Origin of the sequence: Candidatus Alistipes pullistercoris (assembly GCF_027665465.1) — a bacterium.
Taxonomy (GTDB): Bacteria; Bacteroidota; Bacteroidia; order Bacteroidales; family Rikenellaceae; genus Alistipes_A; species Alistipes_A hominis.
In genome coordinates this window covers 149,077-172,108 of sequence record NZ_JAQDED010000004.1, presented here as the reverse complement: position 1 = coordinate 172,108, position 23,032 = coordinate 149,077, and the positions used below count along the sequence as shown (strand labels likewise).

12 protein-coding genes and 3 pseudogenes are annotated in these 23,032 nt (G+C 38.3%); 3 read left to right on the top strand and 12 right to left on the bottom strand.

Going from position 1 to position 23,032, the window contains the following annotated elements:
- Positions 1-1,169 precede the first annotated feature (1,169 nt).
- Together PGR91_RS07690 and PGR91_RS13525 are read right to left on the bottom strand one after the other, a co-directional pair.
- Positions 1,170-2,270 (bottom strand): PKD-like domain-containing protein, encoded by a 1,101-nt coding sequence (locus PGR91_RS07690; RefSeq protein WP_147386961.1) that lies wholly within the window; start codon positions 2,268-2,270, stop codon positions 1,170-1,172.
- Positions 2,250-2,345 (bottom strand): annotated as a pseudogene (locus PGR91_RS13525) (PKD-like domain-containing protein); the annotation flags it as partial. The gene PGR91_RS07690 and the pseudogene PGR91_RS13525, both read right to left, overlap by 21 nt.
- A 444-nt stretch (positions 2,346-2,789) precedes the next feature.
- Here PGR91_RS13525 and PGR91_RS07685 point away from each other — a divergent pair.
- The 3 genes from PGR91_RS07685 to PGR91_RS07675 are packed head-to-tail and all read left to right on the top strand — an operon-like array spanning position 2,790 to position 12,044.
- Positions 2,790-5,561, top strand: a complete 2,772-nt coding sequence (locus PGR91_RS07685) for an SNF2-related protein (RefSeq protein ID WP_259335504.1) — start codon at positions 2,790-2,792, stop codon at positions 5,559-5,561.
- 15 nt (positions 5,562-5,576) lie between these two features.
- Positions 5,577-8,789, top strand: a complete 3,213-nt coding sequence (locus PGR91_RS07680) for a site-specific DNA-methyltransferase (protein WP_118656159.1) — start codon at positions 5,577-5,579, stop codon at positions 8,787-8,789.
- A 6-nt stretch (positions 8,790-8,795) separates the two neighbouring features.
- A complete protein-coding gene (locus tag PGR91_RS07675) occupies positions 8,796-12,044 on the top strand; it encodes a DEAD/DEAH box helicase family protein (RefSeq protein WP_118457538.1) in 3,249 nt (1,082 codons plus the stop codon).
- Between the two features lie 53 nt (positions 12,045-12,097).
- Here PGR91_RS07675 and PGR91_RS07670 read toward each other — a convergent pair whose 3' ends face one another.
- The 10 genes and pseudogenes from PGR91_RS07670 to PGR91_RS07625 all read right to left on the bottom strand — a co-directional run bounded on the left by PGR91_RS07670 (position 12,098) and on the right by PGR91_RS07625 (position 22,131).
- Positions 12,098-12,925, bottom strand: a complete 828-nt coding sequence (locus tag PGR91_RS07670; RefSeq protein ID WP_101572887.1) for a GIY-YIG nuclease family protein — start codon at positions 12,923-12,925, stop codon at positions 12,098-12,100.
- Positions 12,926-12,927: 2 nt separating this feature from the next.
- Entirely contained in the window at positions 12,928-14,835 is a 1,908-nt protein-coding gene (locus tag PGR91_RS07665; protein ID WP_118656157.1) for an ATP-dependent nuclease, read from the bottom strand.
- Positions 14,836-14,840: 5 nt separating this feature from the next.
- A complete protein-coding gene (locus tag PGR91_RS07660; protein ID WP_118656155.1) occupies positions 14,841-16,202 on the bottom strand; it encodes a restriction endonuclease subunit S in 1,362 nt (453 codons plus the stop codon).
- Positions 16,196-18,430, bottom strand: a complete 2,235-nt coding sequence (locus PGR91_RS07655) for an N-6 DNA methylase (RefSeq protein ID WP_118656153.1) — start codon at positions 18,428-18,430, stop codon at positions 16,196-16,198. Before PGR91_RS07655 ends, PGR91_RS07660 begins: the two co-directional genes overlap by 7 nt.
- 5 nt (positions 18,431-18,435) lie before the next feature.
- Positions 18,436-18,639, bottom strand: coding sequence for a helix-turn-helix domain-containing protein (locus PGR91_RS07650; protein WP_101572897.1), 204 nt, complete (start codon positions 18,637-18,639; stop codon positions 18,436-18,438).
- Positions 18,640-18,790: 151 nt separating this feature from the next.
- Positions 18,791-19,179: pseudogene (locus PGR91_RS07645) on the bottom strand (DUF6577 family protein).
- A 344-nt stretch (positions 19,180-19,523) separates the two neighbouring features.
- The gene (locus tag PGR91_RS07640) at positions 19,524-19,955 is read right to left on the bottom strand and encodes a hypothetical protein (protein ID WP_228385791.1); all 432 of its coding nucleotides are present in this window, start codon (positions 19,953-19,955) and stop codon (positions 19,524-19,526) included.
- Positions 19,956-20,254: 299 nt separating this feature from the next.
- Complete coding sequence (locus PGR91_RS07635) at positions 20,255-20,806, bottom strand: hypothetical protein (protein ID WP_228385792.1); 552 nt, start codon at positions 20,804-20,806, stop codon at positions 20,255-20,257.
- 3 nt (positions 20,807-20,809) lie between these two features.
- Complete coding sequence (locus PGR91_RS07630; RefSeq protein ID WP_118457528.1) at positions 20,810-21,586, bottom strand: metallophosphoesterase; 777 nt, start codon at positions 21,584-21,586, stop codon at positions 20,810-20,812.
- A gap of 1 nt (position 21,587) precedes the next feature.
- Positions 21,588-22,131, bottom strand: a pseudogene (locus tag PGR91_RS07625) (metallophosphoesterase).
- Between the last annotated feature and the right edge of the window lie 901 nt (positions 22,132-23,032).

Genomic DNA, 23,032 nt, shown 5'->3' with positions numbered 1-23,032 from the left:
ATCGACCTTTCTCCAGAGTAAGGCTCATCTTTGTCATCCTCGCTCAGGAAATCCTTATCGCCTGCCCCTGTATGAACTCGCAAAAATGTCAAGCCCATATCAGGTCGAAGCGCCCTGTCTTTCCCTGAAAAAATTGGCTCATAAACTGTAAAGATTATAAATTTGAATAGCTAAGACATCAGAGTATGGAATAAATCCGAGCTTGCATTGGTCTTCGAGACCGGGAGCAATGTTCCGCCCCATACTCTTTACATCAGAATCCGGATGGTTCGTTGGGCTTTAACGAAGCTGAGCAGAAAAAAGAAAACTGGAGCCATTGGAACAAAGCATGTTCGACGGGAAATATGAAACCTACGAGATAAAAAACAGGTAGATGCCTTTTGAAAGAAGATATATGACTAATCCGATACAAACACTCCCTTGTAATACAATGAAAAGCAACCAATAACAAAAAACGCCAGCGGCCCACCTGAAAGGACAACAATAAATTAGTCACAACTAAAAACGCTGTTTGAAAATGGGTATTTTAAAATCAGCGTAGACGGCAAACATACTCGCCGGAAAGCACCTCTCCCCGTTCGAATGGTCGGAAAACGGCGGCTACGTTATCGCCAAATCCTGCGAATACATCCGGGTCAAACACTATCTGGAAGACATCTGTCGCAAGTGAAAGAACACTATATAGTCATAAATGCAAAAAGCTTATAAAACCCGTAGATTTTATAAGCTTTAATAAGATGGGAACAACCGTATGATTATTGATTTTTTATCATATTATGATCTTGGACGGCACCGACTTCGGTCGAAATTTCACCCTAGCCTCCGGCCGTAGCGTTGACGCCAGTCTGTATCTTGACAAAATCGATAAAATCAAGACGAATCGGTTTTCCGTCGCAGGTAACGGCATCGCTTATTCTCAGGCGACTAGCAACCCAGCCTGCATTTGGATTCCCATCGTTGACAAACATATCGATCAGGCTGTAATTATCAACATACCCCCAGCCTAAATCCCTGCTCTCCCAGTATCCTGAAGTAGATGACTGCTCTGTAGCCGATGGCAGGCGAAAGCCGACCAACGTATAACTTTCGGTATCGATCCAACGCGGATATAACGTAGGCGGATAATGACTGTGAATGTAGTCTACTTTACCGGTATTGCCTAAATTACCTTACCATATAATCGGCTCGTAGATTCCTCCTTTACAGCAGGTTACAGCGTAATCCCGGACATATCCTTCCGCCTCGTAAAGACTTCCCTTAAGTTCGCACCAAGTGTCGTTTGGCTCTCCATCGCCATTTTCATCCTGCATCACCCATACGATACCGGGCTCAGACCAATCCGGAAACTGATTCCCTTTAATCGCCAGGTCGTATGCGCCGCTATTTTCGACGCTATGATCGAATCCGACCATCAGATATCCGCCCCAAGCACCGAGTGACGCTCCGAATTCGGTTGAACCGGGATGGTCGTAGATGAAAGCATTGACCGCCGCTTGGTTCGCAAAAGGGATTACGGTTTCACTATTACCGCGATTGACGTGTTGGGCTGGCGCCAGAAGGAAAAAATAACCATGATCCGCCGTAGCCTTACTGGTAGCGGTAATCGGCCTGGGCTGAACCGGAGGATAAACATTAACCGTAAACGTCTTTTTTCGCTCGATATACTGGTTTTTCATCGTAACAGTTACCGGATGTGTCCCCTGTGTTTCTGGTTTGTAGGCAAACAGGCACTCATGCCCGGTTTGCACAATCTCATCACTGCCGTCTACCTGCCATGAATAGGTGGCATCGAAAGCATTCTTAATCCAATAAGAGCGTATAAAAGCCGTACGTCCAATCGTTAAGTTGAATGTTTCTGTTTCCCACATCCATTCGAACGGCATCTCTTCCGAAGTGCAGACCTTGACATTGAATTTTAACACCCCTTCACCGTCAGCATTTTTAGCAATAAGCACCACTTCATACATACCGATTTTCGACGAGTTGAATATGAAATCTTTTTGATCACTTTTTTTCTCTCCGTACACCGTCCACGTATATTCGGTGTTTTCGGAATTGATTACCTCGGGTTTGAGTTCCAGATCGACGCCTACAGGAACAATATACCCTTCTTCCGGAACCGCCAGTAAAATTTTGGGGGAAAGCAAAGACACTATATCCACCTGTATCTCCAATTCGTCCGAGCCGTAATCTGTCGTAATCGAAAAGTCAATATAGAATGTGAAAGAATCATTCCCGGCTTCGTAAGTATATGTTTTATCGCGGCCCACTGTCTTCCCATCAATTCGCCAGAAGTACACGGCATCGTTACCGGCATACTCGACGATCGGTTCAATTGTAATCGATTGGCCGGTTTTTCAAAAAAAGCACATGTCCACTAATTTGGGTTACAGTACGAACCAAAAAACTCAGAAATGTGGGCTAATTTAGGAATGTAGAACTCCAGGTAAATCAGTAATTATCTTAAAATGAACGGAAGGGACAGATGAGAGTGAATTTTCCACATTACCAACTATTCCGTAGATTTTTAGAAGAAAACGGTACAAATAATGGTATTTTCAAGTTCGAATGTGTATTTTCGCAAACATATTCACCTAATAAATAGGTCAACTAAGAGCAAAATATTTATCATTCAACTATAACGTAGTCGAAGGCGATGAATCAAAAGGATACTCTTTCATATCTACGTCTGACTAAATCTGTTAAAGCGTTTTGTGACGAAGTTTTTTATTAGTATGATAACTAAATATCACGCGAAGTATTACGCAAACTTGCTTACACAAAAAGCTGTGGGCGGTGAACTATCTTCAATCTCGCAATCACTAATGAGTGCGTCTGTTGACATCAATCCACATCAGATTGATGCAGCACTCTTTGCATTCAAATCACCACTATCCAAAGGTATCGTTTTAGCTGATGAAGTCGGTTTAGGAAAGACTATCGAGGCAGGTTTGGTCATTTGCCAATATTGGGCTATAGGCAAACGAAAGATTATAATTGTTTGTCCTGCTGCATTAAGAAAACAATGGAGTACAGAATTGATAGATAAATTTGGTATTGACAATATTATCCTTGACACCAAGAACTACAATGAAGCCATCAAGAACGGCAGATCTCCATATTCAAAGAATAAGGCAATTATTTGTTCCTATAATTTTGTGGCTCGTAAAAAGGATGAAATATTGATGCATGGTTTCGATATATCAATCATTGATGAAGCTCACAAACTGAGAAATGTTTATCGCCAATCAAGCAAAACATCTCATGCAGTTCGTGATGCTCTCACAACAACAAAGAAGTTGTTGCTTACAGCTACACCCTTCCAAAACTCATTACTGGAGCTTTATGGTTTGACAAGCATAATTGATGATCATATTTTTGGTAGCGAGAAATCATTTAGAAGTGAATACGGTTCTGGAGAAAATAATACCGACCTTCGTGCACGATTGTCTACGATGTATAAACGTACATTGAGACGTGATGTAAAAGAATATATCAATTATACAAATAGATTACCACTGACACAGAAGTTCGACTCAACTGATGCTGAATATGAGTTATATCGAGCTATTTCTGATTTTCTCAGAAGAAACGATATCTACTCAGTTCCTGCACAGCAGAAGAAGTTGACTACAATGATAATCCGTAAGATATTGGCTTCTTCAACTTTTGCTCTTATAAGTACATTGACCAATATAAAATCACGTCTTGAAAAGATGCTCGAAACGGCATCTATGCTCTTATTTACAGCAGAGGATTTGATAGACGATGATGAAGAAATAGATTTGTATGTTGATGATAACGAAGATATATCAGCCGAGGAAGAGGATGCGATTGACATTGATAAACTAAAGGCTGAGATTGAGCTATTACAATCATTTATCAACAAAGCCAAACAGATAAAGCAAGATTCCAAATCAGAAGCTCTTCTTCAAGCATTGGATAAATCATTTGAGATGCAAGCCAAAGAAGGTGCTTCACGAAAGGCATTGATATTTACTGAATCTACAAAGACACAGGCATATCTGAAAGAATATCTTGAAGCGAATGGCTACGAAGGTAAAATCGTATTGTTCAATGGTCGTGGTTCTGACTCTAAAACAACACAAATATATAAAAACTGGCGCGAAGCTAATCCTTCAAAAGTTAGTGGCATCAAATCTGCTGACCGAAGAATGGCATTAGTAGATTATTTTAGAGAATCGGCAGATATTATGATTGCAACAGAGGCTGCTGGCGAAGGTCTTAATCTTCAGTTCTGTTCTCTTGTTGTAAACTACGATTTACCGTGGAATCCTCAGAGAATTGAACAGCGCATTGGTCGTTGCCACCGTTATGGTCAAAAACATGATGTTGTTGTTGTCAACTTCGTAAATATCAGGAATTACGCAGATGTGCGTGTATTCAATATCCTTAACGAGAAATTCAACCTTTTTGATGATATATTCGGCGCTTCTGATGAAATTCTCGGTAAGGCAGACGCTATCGACTTTGAAACTCGCATTTGGGAAATCTATCAGCAATGTAGAACTGAAGAAGAAATCAATGAAGCATTCGATCGTCTTCAAACTGATATGCAGGTTGAGATAGACGAACGCATGAAAGATACTCGCCATCAAATTTTGGAAAACTTTGATATTGACGTGCAAGAACATCTTCGTGTAGCAAAAGATGAAGCAAGTACTTTCTTAAATAGATATGAACATATTCTTTGGGAATTAACAAAGTATGTGCTTGATGGCAAAGCTAAATTCGATGATAAACAACATTCTTTCGTTCTCAAAAAGTCGGTTGCGAATTGCGCGTGCGGTAAATATGATTTACTCTCACAACTGCGAGATGGTGCTCCGTATCGACTTTCTCACCCTTTAGCTCAATATGTCCTCGGCAAAGCTATGGTTTTAGATACAGACAACTGCAACAGTGAAATCGTATTCAACAATAAAGACACTGGTATAAACGTAGTACTGCCTGAATATCTTAGATGCCAATCAGGCTATTTGGTTTTATCAAAGCTTCAAATTTCATCATTTGAAGACGAACAATATTGCTTGTTTACTGCATTCACTGAGGATGGCAAGTTTTTGACACAAGAAGAAGCCGAAAAACTATTCCTCTGCGGTGGAACTGAAAAGATGAATATCGAAATACCCGATACCATTGTTTCTCGACTGGATGCTAATTCAAAACAGCACATCGTAACAACAACAAAGAATGTGGATAACAGAAATCTTTCATTCTTCAAAGAGGAAGAAGACAGAATCTATCGTTGGGAACGTGATGTTATTGATGGTATTGAGCAAGAACTTGATATGGTAAAACGTAATATACGTGAGACAGAAAGACTTGCTCGCCAAGCTGAAAATATAGAAGAACGTATCAGCTTTGAAGCTAAAGCAGAGGACTTGCGCCGTCAGAAGCGTAGAAAGCGTAATGAACTTGAAAATAGGGAAGATGAAATATCTGTTCGTAGAAAAGAGCTCGTTGCTGAACTTGAGAGAAAAATGATTCAAACAACTTCATCAGACAATCTATTTATTGTTCGTTGGAGTACTAACTAATTAATAAATAACATAATGAATGAATATCAGAAGCGCTTCGTCGCATTATTGAAAACTATATTTGAGTTAGATAAGTCTGACCTTGATTTCGGTATTTACAGAATCATCAATATTCGTCAACGTGAGATTGTTGATTACTTCGAGAATCGTCTACCCAAGAAAATACAAGAGATTCTCGCCCCATTTGCAAATGAAAAGACTGATGAAATCAAGCAAAAGTTGGCTAAGATAGAGTCGGATGTTGAATCAATGGGTATGACTATTGATGCTCTTCAAGACAATACTCCCAAAAAGCAAGAATATATTGCTTTGCAGAAACAATTATCTCAAGGTTCAGATATGTCAGCACTCGAAAGCGACGTCTATTCTGCACTATATTCATTCTTTAATCGTTACTACGACGAAGGAGATTTTATCTCTAAACGTCGTTATAAAGAAGGTGTCTATGCCATTCCTTATGAAGGTGAAGAAGTAAAACTGTATTGGGCTAACCAAGACCAGTATTACATCAAGACTGCTGAAAACTTCAAGGATTATTCGTTTGTTACAAAGGAAGGGATAAATGTTCATTTTCGCTTGGTTGATGCTACAATCGAGCAGAACAATAATAAGGAAACTGACGATTCTAAACGTGCGTTCATGCTGTATACAGAAAATGATGAGCGGCCTGAATTGAAGACATTCGAATGGAATGCTGAATCGAAGGAACTAATCATTCGCTTTATCTTTGACATACCTGCAGACAAAAAGAAGAACTATGTTGATGATAACTATGCAAAAATTCGTGAATATATTATTGGTGTACCTGAATTGATGATGCCATTGATGTACCAAACATCAACAGACCCAAAGAAACCTGTAACTTTGATTCAGAAACATCTTAACGGATATGTAGCAAAGAACACATTCGATTATTTCATTCATAAGGATTTAGGTGGATTTCTCACACGTGAACTTGACTTCTTTATCAAGAACGAAGTAATGCATCTCGATGACCTTGACACAGATGACGAAGTACGTGCAGAAAGTTATCTTGCAAAGGTGCGTGCGGTAAAACGTATCGGTAAGGAGATAATCACATTCTTGGCGCAGATAGAGAATTTCCAGCGCAAACTTTGGCTGAAGAAGAAGTTTGTGGTGGAAACAAATTGGTGTATCACCCTCGACCATATTGATGAATCGTTCTATCAAGAGATAGCAGATAACAAGCCGCAGATTCAAGAATGGATTGATATGTATGCTATTGATGAAATCAAAGGAGATCTACATACAACAGCATTTACAAATCCTCCAAGCATAGATTTTTTGAAGGAGAATCAGAACTTGATTGTTGATACAAAGAATTTTTCAACCACATTCCGAGATCGTCTAATTGCGTCTATAGATGATATAGATGAGAAAACTAATGGGTTGATGATTAATAGTGATAATTACCAAGCTATCAATTTGCTTCTTCAAGGGAATACTGAAAAAGTAGATTGCATTTATATCGATCCTCCCTATAATACAGATGCAAGTAAAATACTTTATAAAAATGGTTATGAACATTCTAGCTGGTTATCATTGATTCATAGTCGTTTAATTAATAGCAAAGCGCTTTTAAAAGATACTGGAATTATTGAGATGGCTATCGATGACTATGAAATGAGATATTTAAGTTGTTGTTTGGACTCTGTGTATGGAGCGAACAACGCTATCTCTAATATTGCGATTTTTACAAATCCAAAAGGGCGAGATCAAGGATTCATAGCTCAAGCTCATGATTATTCAATCATATATGCAAAAAACAAACAATATGCTGAAACATATAACTTTATCCTATCTGACGATGAACTGTCAAAGAAATTCTCTAAATCAAAAGGAGGTGAAGCATTAAGGGAATTGCCACTAAAAAGAACAGGGACAGGAAAATTTAGATATGAAAGACCTTATATGTTTTTCCCTTTCTTTTTTCATCCAGAGACAAAAGAGTTTTTCGTGATTCCAAAAGATAATTACATTAATATATATAACAAAGATACTGATTCTTTTAACGATGCATATCTTAATGATGTAATAAAATCCTACACAGATAAAGGATACTATGCAATTCTCCCTAATAGTGGAAAAGGAGAATTTCTTCGCTGGAGATGGGGATATGATAGTTGCGTAAAAGGTATTTCAAATGGTACTTTATTTTGCAAAAAAGTAAAGGATGGTTATGCTGTATATCAATATGATTTTGCTGATATTGAAGTAACTCCAAAATCAATTTGGGTGGGAGATAAATACGATGCATCTTCGAAAGGCACTAACATTTTGGAAAACATAATACCAAACAATCCTTTCAATTATCCTAAAAGTCTATATACAGTTGAAGACAATATCATTGTTGGTTCATCATCCGAAGGACTCGTTTTAGATTTTTTTGCTGGTTCTGGAACAACAGGTCATGCTGTAATTGAATTGAATAGAAGTAATAATTGTAACAGAAAATATATTCTTGTTGAAATGGGGGAGTATTTTAATTCTGTAACCCTTCCACGTATTAAGAAAGTGATATATGGATCAAATTGGAAAGATGGGTATCCAACTGATCGAATAAGTGGCATATCCCAAATGATGAAATATGTGAAACTTGAAAGCTACGAGGATGCTCTTTCTAATATTACGCTTGAAAATAAAGGCTCATTCTTCGGATCCAACTTAGGAGATGAATACCTAATAGGCTATATGCTTGATATGGAATCAAAAGGCAGCTTGCTTAACCTTGAGGCTTTCATCACTCCATTTGAGTATAATATGAAGATTACAGAGAAGAATGAATGCAAAGAAAGACAAGTTGATGTCGTTGAAACCTTCAATTACCTTATTGGTCTTTCTGTTCATAGTCAATCTTCAATCTCCTACTTCTCAACCAAAGAAGCTGTTAATCCTCCATATGAGGGTGCAGTTGATTTGCAAAAAGACCAAAATGGCATATATAGCTTTCGTCAGATAGAAGGAACATTACCAGATGGTCGTAAAGCTCTGATTATATGGCGTAACATTAATCAAGATAATATTCTAACGAGCAATGCTGCACTGGATGCCTATTTTTCGAAATATCGCATCAATCCTGCCGACCGTGAGTTTGATGTAATATATATCAATGGGGATAACAACCTTGAGAATCTGCGTCTTGACGATGAGCAATGGAAAGTGGTGCTTATCGAAACAGAATTCAATAAACGAATGTGGGAGGAATAACGAAATATGGCAAAAAAGAAAAGTTCACCATCAGTCAGCTTTGAAACCTATTTGGTTTTATTCCGTTACTTTCTTGGTGAGATAGGCACCACCGAACTGAAAAGTTTGGGTAACAAGCTCAACAGCATTGAATATGAAGGATTGGATGAAAATGGCAATACTCATTTTCATCACTACATAGCACAGATAGCAAAGATGAAACATTGTAGTATCACAACAGACAAGTTGCGAGAATACGATGAGAGAATCTGTCGGTATACAAAAGAAATTGGAGAAAACCGTGGTGGAATCAGCCTGAAGTATTTTCAATACATCTCCCTGTTATTCACTGAGATGTATCTCGACAACTACTTTGCAGACAGATCAGCCTTCTGCAAGTCGCTTAACGAATTCATTGATAGCGAAAACGCAAGAACATTGGGTGCTCTTGCGATGGAACCATATACCATTAGCTCAATGAACAAGTTAGCGTATATGTGTGCTACAGGTAGTGGTAAGACACTTTTAATGCACATCAACATAAAGCAATTTATATTCTATTTGAAGCGAGCAAAACGAATAAACGGCGGTATCGCTATCAATAAAATTATTGTGCTTTCGCCAAATGAAGGAATGAGTAAACAACATTTAAATGAACTTACTCTTTCTGGAATTAAAGCCACTATCTTCAACAAAGATGGTGGCGGTATGTCTAGCGGACAAAATGAAGGTATTGCCATCATTGATATGAACAAACTCAAGGAAGAAGGCAAAGTGAAAACCGTATCGGTAGACAGCTTTGAACGCAATAACCTTGTTCTTGTGGATGAAGCCCATCGTGGCATGTCTTCAACAGACGGTGTTTGGTACGACTATCGTACACGCTTAAGCGAAGAAGGTTTTGCCTTTGAGTACTCAGCTACATTTAAACAAGCACTGAATGCCACATCTTCAAAAAAGGAAGACAGGCAGATGGTAGCGGAATATGGCAAGTCTATAATAATGGACTACTCATACAAATATTTCTATGGCGATGGCTATGGAAAAGATTATCGTATCTATAACCTCAGAGCAGGTATTGATGATAATCACCGTCATTTGTATTTGATAGGTTGTTTGCTTTCCTTCTTCCAACAAGTGAAGTATTCTATTGAAAAACGAACCGAACTGATTCCTTTCAATATAGAGAATCCATTATTAGTGTTTGTTGGAAACCGTGTAACGGCATCAACATCAAAAGATGAGTTAAGTGATGTTCAGGAAGTGTTATGTTTTATCGACAGATTTGTTCGTAACAAACAAGAAAGCATCCGTTGTATAGAGCAAGTGAAGTCAGAAGAAACAGGTCTTGCCGATAAATATGGACGTGATCTATTTTCACACGATTTCAATGCGCTAATAGATGTGTATGGCCAATTACCATCAGCGCAAGTGCTATATGAAGATATGCTTCATCTGATATTCAATACCGACACTGTTGCCGATGCTCCACGATTGCACATTGAAGCCATAAAGCAAGTGCAAGGCGAAATTGCAATGAAGATTGGCGAATATGGTGATTATTTTGGTGTGATAAACATTGGAGATACAGCTAATCTTATTAAGGCTTGTGAAGCAAAGGGAATAGTAAGCAGAAGCGAAGAATTCGTTTCTACTTCATTATTCAGTAGCATCAACGATAAAGAATCAAAGGTTAGAATACTTATCGGTTCACGAAAGTTTACCGAAGGATGGAACAGCTGGCGTGTGTCTACAATGGGATTGATAAATTTTGCCAAAGGTGAAGGTTCGCAGGCAATTCAGTTGTTTGGTCGTGGTGTTCGTTTGAAAGGATATAAAGGAATGCTAAAAAGGTCTACATGCCTTGACGATACCTCAGTAAAGCCTTTGCGATATATGAATTGCGTAGAAACACTTACCATTTTCGGTGTGAAGGCGCAATATATGGAGGATTTCAAGAAATTCCTTGAACAGGAAGGCGCTCCAACCAATGATGATATTATCGAAGTGACTCTGCCGGTAGTCAACCGTTATGATGAAGTGAAGACAAAGAAACTCCGTGTCATAAAAGTAAAGGACGGGAAGAATTTCAAGAAGCAAGCACGACGTATGGTGCTCGATGTACCCAAAGAAGACTTCATGCGATACCTTGTTCGTAACAAGTCGGTACTAGATTGCCGAAGCAAGATTCAATCCATTGAATCATCAGGCTCATTAAAAATGAATATTCAGATGATTGATACAAGATTCACGATTCCAGCGTCAACACTTGCCTTGCTTGATTATTATCGCATTTTTGATGAGATTCAGCAATACAAGAATGAGAAGTCTTATTTCAATATCAGCATTGATAGAAACAAGCTGAAACCTATTCTTGAAACAGATGGTTGGTATGAACTAATTATTCCAGAAAAGCAACTTGAAATAGATTCAATTCGCAAAATTGAGTATGCCACAGATTATGCGATTATGGCATTAAAGTCTTATATGGACAAATTCTGCAAATTCGAGCAAGAAAGATGGGAAGCACCATTGCTTGAATTCCAAGAAATCTCGGCTACTGACAATAATTTTGTAGATGAATATACCTTCACCGTTACACCACAAAATAGCTTAGATACCACTGGTGAAGAATTGGATAAATTCATTGAAGATATAAAATCTATTCTTACAGATAATAATGGATTGAACGAATACGAAAAGAAGTTTGACTTCAACAAAAATCTGTGTCTGTTCGATTTCCGTTCTCACTTGTATGCGCCATTGGTGTGCTTGAAAAAGGGAAATACCAATATACAGATTACCCCTGTCAGTTTGAATGAAGATGAAAAGCTGTTTGTTGATTATCTGAAGGAATTTACAGAGAATAATGGTGATGTACTTGAAAACAAATCTCTTTATCTTCTAAGAAATAAAAGTAAGGTGGGTATGGGATTCTTTGTTGCAGGTAATTTCTATCCTGATTATATCTTATGGATAGACACACCTGAAAAGCAATATATCACATTTGTCGACCCGAAAGGTTTGCTTCGTATTATGCCTGATGACCCTAAGATTGAATTTTACAAAACAATCAAGGATTTGGAAAAGCAGTTAGCACCGACAGCAGGTGATAAGCAGATTGTTCTCAATTCATTTATTATGTCTGCAACAAAATCAGCAGATTTGCATGAATGGTGGCATTGGGATAAAACCACAAGAGAGGCACACAATGTCTATACTCTTGATGATGACCAATGTGTTATCAGTATGATAAATAAAATATGCTTTTTGTAAAGTTAATCAATAAATATATAGTAGATTGCTCATCCTACAAGAAGGTAATTATTTTATTCCAACTGCTTTCTATATACCAAATCCAATGTATTCCCATCCTTATCTTTCCATTCGTTCCATCCATTGGATGGCCGACCTGTGCAGAAATCGGCGGCGGTACTGGGACTGGAGAAGGTCTTGTCCGAGTCCATCGTCCAAATGCCGTTATTCAAAGTCGCATATTCTTCGACCATTCTTTCCCTCTTTGCTTTCCATGTAAAAGAGGGGACACAATTATTGGCTACGATGCTGCCCTTTAATACTGTAAACCCTGCGGAATTATAAAATCCTTTTGCATTACAGCCTCTGGCCTTTGTATAGAACAGATGTTCTTCCTTGGGCTGAGATATTTCAAAGATGCCACAACCAATGAATAACGCAAGGAACTTAATGTCGTCAAAAAATTCATCCATAGCATCCCGCTGATGCTCGGGAAGATTCGGCGCTTTGGGAACCTGTTTGTTTTCGTTTAGCACGAACGAGTTCGACCGCTTGGCCTCAGCAATCGCACGATATTCCAGATATTGCACGTCGGCTTTGGTCATATCTTCGTCTTTCGAGACAAAGACAAGTGCTTTTTGCCAAAATGCTTTTTTGCTGTCGTGGTCTTTTACCCGTTCCTTAAAATTCTCGGTCTCTCCGATATAGGCTTGCGGTTTTGTCGTCTCATCTTCTCCAATCAGGATATAAAACGCCGGCTTGTGCAGTTTCTCCTGCTCGTTCAGATAGGCCAGGTTCGAACGCGGAATCACAAACATCTGACAAATCTTGTTGCTGATAAATGCATACTGCGTCCCCTTTGGATCTCCGTCAATCAAATATGTAGTTACTGTTTTGCCCATGGCTATAATTTAAAAATACTAATTAATTGATCCAATACAGGTTTGAATCCATCAAACCATTCGTCTTTAAATTGAGAGTAATGGTTCTCAATATGCTTTTTTATTGCTTCCGTCGTTTTACCTTGGTCATTGCACCGGAACTCTTTATGTGTATTCTTTTTATGAATATATTCGACTTTTTCTTTATATGATTCCGGTGAAAATAAATCTTCGACCATATACGAATCTTTATCTGCTATATTTTTTATACTGGTTTCGTATTCTTTTGCATAATTGTCCTGATAAAATATGGGAATTACTTTCTCAGATTTTATATTGCCAATATTTTTCCACCCCTCCAATCCTCCTTTATCATAATCGAATAGGAAAGCTATTAGTTCTAATCCGTCAACTTGTTTAGATAAAACATCATCATACATTGTTTTTGCGTTTCCTGCGCTTCCGGCTGGGATAATAGCAATTTGTTTAAGAGCTTTATATTTAGAATTTCTTTTTGCAAAAATTGAAATAGCCTTTTCAAGGTATTTTTTATCATAGGGGCCTTCGACAACTAGAATTTTTTTTGTCCCTAATATTAAAGAACCTTCAAAAATGGAAATGCCTCCGCCAGATAAAAGTGATAATTTTTTGCTCCTCTCCAGATCTTCAATCTTGCCATCTTTCAAATACCGAATATTTTCATCGCAAAGACAATTCACAAATACGGGAGAGTGGGTTGTAACTATACTATAGCGGTTCTCTGTATTAATCAATTCTTTTAATTCATCTTTTCTTGCAATATGAATGTGTGAATCAGGCTCATCAAAAAGACACAAACTATTAGGAGCAGAAAGAATATGAATTATGGTATTAGCATTGATTAACTTTTTTTCTCCTTTGCTGAGACCTTCAATGTTTCCCTTATTTATAAATTCAATGTTTATTCTTTGTATAATTTGATTATCACTTTCTGTTCGGCATTTACATAGACAGTAAAATAGAGTACTAGGCTGATCAATAAAATTAATTTCATTTATTGTCGCCCTAAACGATTCGATATTATAAGTAGACTTTTTTTTTAATTTTTCTATAAAACCTTCGATTTCTGTTCCGTCCCACTTCTTTATATTGGTATTATTATACTCAAAAGATATTTTGCATTCAGCACCTTTTGTTATTCCTGCAACAAACTTAACAACGTCAATATCCTCAGAATACAGCAGTGTTAATAGAGAAATATCCCATTCATGCCGACTTATATAAAACATAAATAGAGGAATAAATCCCTGAGTAGCAGTCATTTTGCTGCAATACTTTTCATATATAGGCTTATAATATGTTTTCCATAACCTTGTATCTTCCCCACTATATGAAGCAAGGATATTTTTGGGTAAAATATCTAATGTTACTTTATTCCCATTTTTTAATCTACCATCAATGATCTCATAAAATTCATTATCATTGATATAGCTAATTCGATATTTAAATGGACATGGGTATTTTCTGAGCCCATCTACCAAGGTGGCAATATGGTACAGACTATAAAAAATGGCACTTATGACCTCTAAAACATTACTTTTTCCGGACCCATTTAACCCGATTAGGCAGCAGTATTTGTCAGTTGATTCAAAATCAATACATAATTGATGTAGGTTTTTATATTCTCCTATATTAAGAGAATATAATTGGAACCTATCTGGTTTAATGGAATATTTAAACTTCAATTCTGTAACATCGTCTATATATCCATCAGCATAATTGGGGACTGTGACTAAATTATATTTATCAAGCCATGAATTAATGTATGCAATATTTCCTGTAGTGCGTTTTTCACATCCGAGAGAATTAATTAATTCGCGTTTAGTTATTGGCACAGGCCGTTTCGTTTTTTGAACCTGATTTGCAATATTATTCAATTCGTCACGTGTCATATTATTTAAAATATTTGGGTCTCAAATCTTTTTTTTGCGATTGTGTGGGCTATACTAGCCTGCTGTATTAGTGATTGTACCTTTTCTTTCAGAACCTGAATATACTGTACTATATCATTCTGAATTTCTAAAGGAGGGAATGGTACTAATACTTTTTTTAAATCTTTGTTTGTTATCGCCGGATATAGGGCTCCGGTCATATAAAATTCAAATTGATTTATTGCCAAATATGTATGCAAATACTCATACAGGAAATTCAGATTGTAATTCTTGTTAGCTGCGATTACCTGAAAACCTGACGAACAAACACAACTATCATATTCAGAAGGAACTATTGCAAATTTCTTCAAGTATGGTCGCGTCGTACCAATAATCAGATCTCCTTCTTTTATAATTTGAGTAGCTCTGCTTGGCGCTTTATCCGTACTAAGCTCTTCTGCATTGACAATACCACGCAAGGGTTCGACACTTCCTATTTCCACATATCTGAAAGTATTAGAGTCTCGCACCCATTTTCTATGTATTAGATTATAAGATCCAAGCGTAACTATGGGGTATTTTGTAGTATGGAGCAAGGTTGTTATTGACTGCTCCTGGTTCCAATAATCCCATCTGTTTATGTCGGATAAATTTGTGAATTTCAGGTATTTATATTGACATTCTGCAGTCTTATTATTCTCAAGGTTATTACTATCTTTTATGCCGATGGCATTTAATAAATACGATTGTATTTTTTGTCGAATTGATTCAATTTGGATGTCTATTTTATTCCCTTCTTCAATTATAGCATTATACTCCTCCACCAACTTATTTTGTTCTGCTAGTGAGGGAAGAGGAACCTTTATATCTAAAAACAGAGGTTCCTGCAAATAGTGGCGATTGGTCGTACCATTACTTGCTTGTTCGCAGAATTCAATAAACTCATTCGTTGTCGTGAGTAATGCTAAATAATGTGGGTTTACTTTTGAATAATCTACATCAAAAGTCCAGAAATTACCTGTTATGATTCCTCCATCTAACTCCTCTGGGACAACGCCAAATGCACCGTTACGAGCATCTATCTTGGACAACAGGAATTGTCCCTTGGAAATCACGAATTGATTTTTTGTGCCAATTTTACTCCCTATAACTGTATCTCGCAGAAAGATTCCACCGTTGCGTACCTTAATGGTGGCACGCTTGTAATATACATCGTCCTGTATTTCAATAGCTGTTTTATTACGGGTCAGGAACTCTTTAATCTGAACCAGCGGGTATTTGGTAGTGAATCGGATTTTGGAGTCATTCAGATACTGCACACTCCAGTTGTAAAGTTGCGATAACTTTACAAAATCCAAATACTTGTATGTGCTTTTACTCTTTAACATAACTCCTTCGTATTGCCATCTTGATCGGTTCGAACGACTTTATTATCGACTATCTCATAGTGAAATTTCAACTCATTTGAGGCCCACATATGATGCTTCTTGCGATAAGGCGTAAACTCTTCGAGCAAATCGATTAATTGATTCTCGCATTCGGCACCGGTTGTCGTAATGCCTGCTTTTTCTACTTGGGCGATGGGGATAGTATAATCAAATTTTTCTTTAACGATCGCCCATATTTCGGCTGCAATTTTCGTCTCTAACGCACGCCTTTCAGCCCTCTTTGCTTTCTTTTCCTCTGCAGAATTACCCCGTTCCGCCAGGAATGAATCAATCTTATCAAGTTGCGATTGATACTTGGAGCCTACCTCTTCGGTCGCCGCCTGTTTAATTGCATCGAACTGGGCCCGCTCTTCGGTCGTAAACTTTTTGAAGAATAGTAAGCTGGGTTTTACCGTAGCCCCAGAGGCCATGAATACGTCTTGCGGGATAGAGGTGATTAAAATTATTTTGGCCATTTCCTCGAAAAGTTCGCGTACAGCTTGCAAATTAGTGTTATTGAGAACTCCTTCCGGCAAGACAATGCCCAAACGTCCACCCGGCTTAAGCAAGCGGATACAACGTTCGATAAATAATACTTCGGTCAGCCCGCTAAGTTTGCCAACCGTATATAAATCCAGTACAGAATCCCCTATGTGGTCATTGATCTGGCTCCTGGCCTGTTGATATACCTCTTTACCATATTTCTTCTCGTATGCGGCAATCTTCTGCACATCGGTTTCCACATCAGCTTCTGTTATTTCCAGCGATTTTTCTACGCGAGAACCAAATGGCGGATTGGTGAGAATCACATCGAAACGATTTTCAAAAACACCATTGACATTTAACAATCCGTCGTGGTGATAAACGCCTCCGTGTCCATCTCCATGCATAATCATATTCATCTTTGCGGTTCGTGCCATGCGTGGATTGGCGTCCGTACCATAGATACAGTTGCTGGATAGATTCTGTAAACGGCTGTTTGAATTACCGGTATCAAGTTCCTTGTTAAGGGCAGCAAAATAGGCATTGACCTGTTCATCAATAGCTGATTTCTGTTTTTCGCTCAGAGTCTCATAGCTTTCATTGAAAAGCTGGGCTTTGATCTGCTCTTTAACTTTTTGTATGTCTTTTTCAATTTTCTCGCGCACATACTCGAAGGTCTTGATTAAGAACCCTCCGCTACCACAACAGGGGTCGCAGATGATTTCACCTTCCTCAGGGTCAAGTAATGCTACCATGAAATCGACAATGGTGCAAGGCGTAAAGAATTGGCCCAGCTCTCCGCGAAAGGTTTTCCCTAAGAATTTCTCGAAGGCAATACCTTTCACATCATCTGCCGTACGGGAGAGATTGTACACTTCGAGTTCTTTAACTATTGCCTCAAAACTTGCCTCTTTAATCTTTATCGTATCATTGGATTCGAATAGACCATCTTTTGCATAGTCCTCCTTTGTACGCTCGAATAATTGCTGATAAAAAGGCAGACTTTGTTTGGACTTTGTCTTGTCGTAGGCTTCTCGTAGTTTCGTAAATTCCTCTTTTGAAAAAATCTGAGTACCGGTATTATCTCGTTCATATCGGATTTTAATGAAGAGGACCTTGCTGATTTCATCAAACGCTGCTTCCGGCGACAACTTGTCGTTGTTTCGTATGATATTATGGCATTTAAAAAGCAGCCTACTGAATTCATCGCGCGTAAACGCTTTGGTCTGACTTAATAATTCCCTGATCTTTTTTGCATTGGTCAGATCTTCGGCTTTGGGGATATCAACAATCTCTTCAAGCCGTTTTGGAATTTTTCCTTTAACGACCTTGAATATACGAGTCTCCTTCAGGTTGGTGGTAACAAAGAAATCCGCTCCAGCCCAAGATGCATAGTTATATCCCTGATAATAATCCTCTTCTTGAATTGTAATATGCTCGGCTTTGCACTCTATAACGATTATAGCAGAAGCGTCATCCTTCTTATCTGATGAAGACTTCCATATTACAATATCGGCTCGAGCTTTACCCAGCCCACGATGAGAATTACTCACTTGAACTTCCTGAGCCATTTGATCAAGCGAGTAGTCATAGACATTAACAAGCCGGCAGATGTATTCCTGACGAACTCTCTCTTCGGGAGTTAGAACCAACTCTTTATTTTTCAGAGGAGCAAATATTTTGTTGCCGTTAATCTGGAGTTCCATATATACTATTTTGTACTTTTTATTAATTCTTTGGGATCAATTTGAAGTATTTGGGCTATCTCAAACAGCACCTCTAAACTTGGCTGTCGGCGATTGCAGACGTATGAATTGACAATACAAAAACTTTTTCCAAGCTTCTCTGCCAACCAAGTCTGTTTTATGCCTTTCTCTTCAAGCACTTCTTTGATTCGGTTCATGGGTTTGTTCATTATATACTGTACCGTTTTTATTTACGAAGATATAAAATATTATGCGATAAAAAGATAAAAACAGGCGAATTTCTTTTTCATTTGTTGGGTATTGTCCAAGGCTAAGAATTAATGGATAGCGACATGAGGTATTAAATAGATTCTTTTTAGCTTACCTTAATATATCCACCAATAGTTTTTCCAGCGTGGGCATGGGAACTCCAGATACCTTTTGCAAAGGAGCCTCTGAGATAAGATTTTCACAAAAAAGACACGGCTATCCAAATCCACATATCGGTATATCATTTTCTTATCAGGACGCAGATAAGCATTACGCTGCTTGCCTTTCAGAAAATTGAAAACGGTTTCTGTCGAGTCTCTGTTCGTTTCCGCATAGATGATGCGGTTAGATGAAAGATGATGTTGCAAAGGTGCGATAATCTCTCCTTGGTAGACGCAGAATTTCGCAAATGGGAAATTGGCATGTAATAGTTCATAAATCTCCTTTACTTCCTTTACTGGTTTGGGGGCAAAGGTCTGTTTCATTACTTCGGCGTACATTCCACGCCCGGTTCTAACCAGCCTATTTTCATTCACTAGCTTGAACAGATACCATGACAAGGAAGACCTGTTTATGCCAATTTTTTTGCAGAAAGGCAAACAAGTCCTCTATACTGAAATTATGATGGGTATCAGCAATTTAGTATGGATGTCACTGTTTCGTTATTCATATTATAGCTGTTTCCGGGGACAAATAAAACCAAATATCGGCACTAATTCAAAATAGTGCCGATATTTTGAATTTTTAACATCGTAACTCAACTCAATTGTCTTTTATTCCGTTTCTTGTTGATTCTTATTTCTTTAATTTTTCCCCATTCTGCCAGGGAGATAATTTCATGGTATTATTCCAATGATAAAGAATTCTCTTCGCTATCCATGCATTCGTACTCCCATGGAAGTTGATAAACGGTCCCTTCTTCATGATGGCCCATGTAATCGTGAAATGTGTACGGAATCAATCTCACATGATCCTCCTCCTTGAGTATTCGCAAAAGTTTGCCAGCGTCGTGTATTTCCAAAGGAATGCCAGACTTGTAAAGCGCAGTGGCGACTTCTACCGCAACATCCGCATACGCCGAGTAGCTATTGGAAACAATGATTCTCCATCCGGGACTGTCAAAATTCGAAGCGAGTATGTTCAGCCGCGACAACCCCAGTTCCCCATAATGGTTCGAGGCGAATTTGTTGAAATCCGTCTCACTGTCGAGATCGTATTTATCCTGCAAATCACAGAATGTAACCATGTTGTAATATGCGACATCTTGTAATTCCAATGGTACTCCATTCGGAAGGGTACGTATCTTTCGTGTAGTATCAAACCTTTCAAATACCGGTCATAGGCTTCATGAGCGATTCGATAGTATTTGCAATACGAACGTATCGTCATTGTATCTAACGGCTGTCCGAAATTCTTGCAGACGGAATCCTCCAGTGCTTTTATTACCGTCGTCTCGTCTTCGACCTCAATTTTAAATCTCGATTCGATTCTGTTGAACTCCTTTCTCGCAATTCTTCCGTCTCGCTGCTGGTAAAGAAGATGCTTCGCCACATAATCATTGAACCTCTCCGGATCTTATATGATAGCATCGATTAGCTTATGAAAATATAAGGCCAACTCTGCCAAGAAATCCCTTTGCCATTCGGGGTAGAAACGATCACCTATTCTGTCTCCATATCGGGAATAATTCGCAATAGTAAAATACGAGTGTTTCCTATCCGTGAATTGTATGGTACGCTTTTCTTTGTATCTGGCGGAGCCGACATGATACCATACCGTTTCTCTGGGATTTGACAATTCCCAATCCCGGAGGTATTCTTCCTTGCTCTCATATTCTCCGTCTGCAATCGACGCTTCGCAATCTCCCCATTCTTCCGGAGTAGGGCGGGGCAATTCGATATAAAATCCCCTGTATTCATCGTTACCCATCTCTTCCAGTCGGGCAAATTGCTCCTGAAGTTTAACTAACATCTTCAATGTATCGTTATCAACCACGATTTCTGTATCGCGCCCGCTTCCGAGCTGTTCGAATATCGCAGCATTCAATCCGCATTCTTTCGCCAAGTCTATGAAAAGATGCTTGGTAAAGATTGTCTTCTTATGTGGTTCTATCTTATGTCGTTCCATATCTCATTCGTTTTCAATCGTTAAAAATTTACCCGGATCAAATCCGTTGATTATATGCTCGTTTTCAAATACATATCCCATCTGGTTGCAAATCACTTTTGTACTCCCGATTTCTGTGTCGATATTGGTATGCGAATGTCCGTAAATCCATGCATCGATCCGGCTGTTACCGATCAGGTCTCCGTATTCACTGGCAAAGGCACTGTTCAATACGGAATCTTTATGCTGAGGAGCAACAACCTGCAAAGTAGGCAGGTGGTGAGTTACGACCACTGTGTGTTTTGCCGTACTTTCGGCAAGACTTTTTTTGATATGACCTAAACAGAAGTCATGCATCTGATTATATGCTTCCGTTTGGAGCAGTTTCCCTTTATACATGGTCTGACGGAAATCGTTAAGTCCTTTCCAAACGAAATATTCGTCTGCCGGTTCGATATGCGACCAGAGTGTGCTCATTATGAAATCGGTATCGTCTATTCTCAATACCTGATTTTGATAATAACCGACATTCTCTTTGAACATCCATCGCCATTGTAATCCCCGTTCCATCACATCACAATAATTGTAATACTCGTGATTGCCGGGAATAATGAGTACTTGTCGGTAGTTCTCCGATGCCCATTTCCAGAATCTTGATAAAGGGGAGACTTTGTCCTTCAGATAGAAAATATCTCCGGCCAATACGAGTATATCGCCCGTTACCGGGAATTCGTTATGTTTTATGTATCTGCTGTTCTCCCGAAACTCAAAATGCAGATCGCTCATGTATTGTATTTTCATATTACTGTTTTTTATTCGATTGTTCAACCTGCTTTTGGATTATCCTTTTTACCTGCGCGAATGAGACCGGAGTAAAGTCATTATTATCCACTCCCACATCATATTGCGTCGGGAAAATCATATCCAGCCGTGAAGCGTCTTTTCCCGTGTTATATTTGCTCGTATGCACGTGTCCGAACAGTTGCCACGTATAGGTAGATTTTCTGCTTGTCGACCTCTATGTGCATTTGCATGATTGCCAATTCAAATCTGCTGGTGTACCCTTGCCTGATATTTTTCATGTCATGATTACCGAGAACAAGATAGATTTTCCCATTCAGTCTGTTAAGAATCTTGGTCCATTCATGGGATCCTCCCAGACAAAAATCCCCCAGATGGAACACGATATCATCTTGACTAACTACCCGGTTCCAATTTTCGATCAGTGTTTCATTCATATCTTCTACATTTTTGAATGGCCTCTTGCAAAAGCTAATGATATTCGAATGATAAAAGTGTGTGTCCGATGTAAAATATACCTTGCTTCCGTCAAACTTGTAATTCATTTTGCTCTCTTTTGTGCACATCGCTGTGCGGTTAATTAATAAATTGGATGTTCTTACGCTCATTGGACGGAAATGACGGGAGAGGAATTGCACGGAGCAAACAGTCACCAATGGGCATAAAACAAAATAGTTGGAAAGTTCGGTAAGGACTCTCCAACTCTTCTCTGTTGTTTATTCTAAGATCAAGATACGAGCATCTATCGCATCTTATCTCCTATATGTGTTCGCTGGAAAGTATTTATGAAATTTGCAGACGTTTCAATGCTCCAAACATGAAGAACATACGACCGAACTCCGAAGCATTTGTTGCCTCGAATTGTCGTTTGAGATAATATGTTCATTCTATTTTGCAGCATCATAAATTTTCAAAAGTGGTGCAAATGTACAGAATAATCTCGCAATACTCCAAATATTTTTTATTGAATTCATCAAATTACCCTATAACAATCGCTGTGAGACTTAAGAGGATATTCAATGTACTATTATTCGAATACTTCGCAATAATGGTTTGGAATATTTATCAAATGTATTATATGAAATCTCATTGGCGATGATTTCTGTTGTTATATTCAGATATACCAATCGCTTGATTATCAGAATATATTTTGGCTGAAAAACAATTCAGTCCTATTTGGATATTATCTGTAATTTGGATAAGTTTAAGAGGTACTGATAAAATTTGTCTATTTACCACCGTTAAATTGCATGAGGGACAGAATTTTGTCTCTTGTATCCGTTCAGGGAACAAACGGGGGACAAAATCATGAAAAATTGATACAATACTTTATTATTCCTGTGTGTTTAATGTGTTGATTATCAATATTATCTAAGTTGGATTGTCCCTTCTTTTATTTTTCATTGTTTATTATGTAATATATTGATAATCAATTAATTACACACA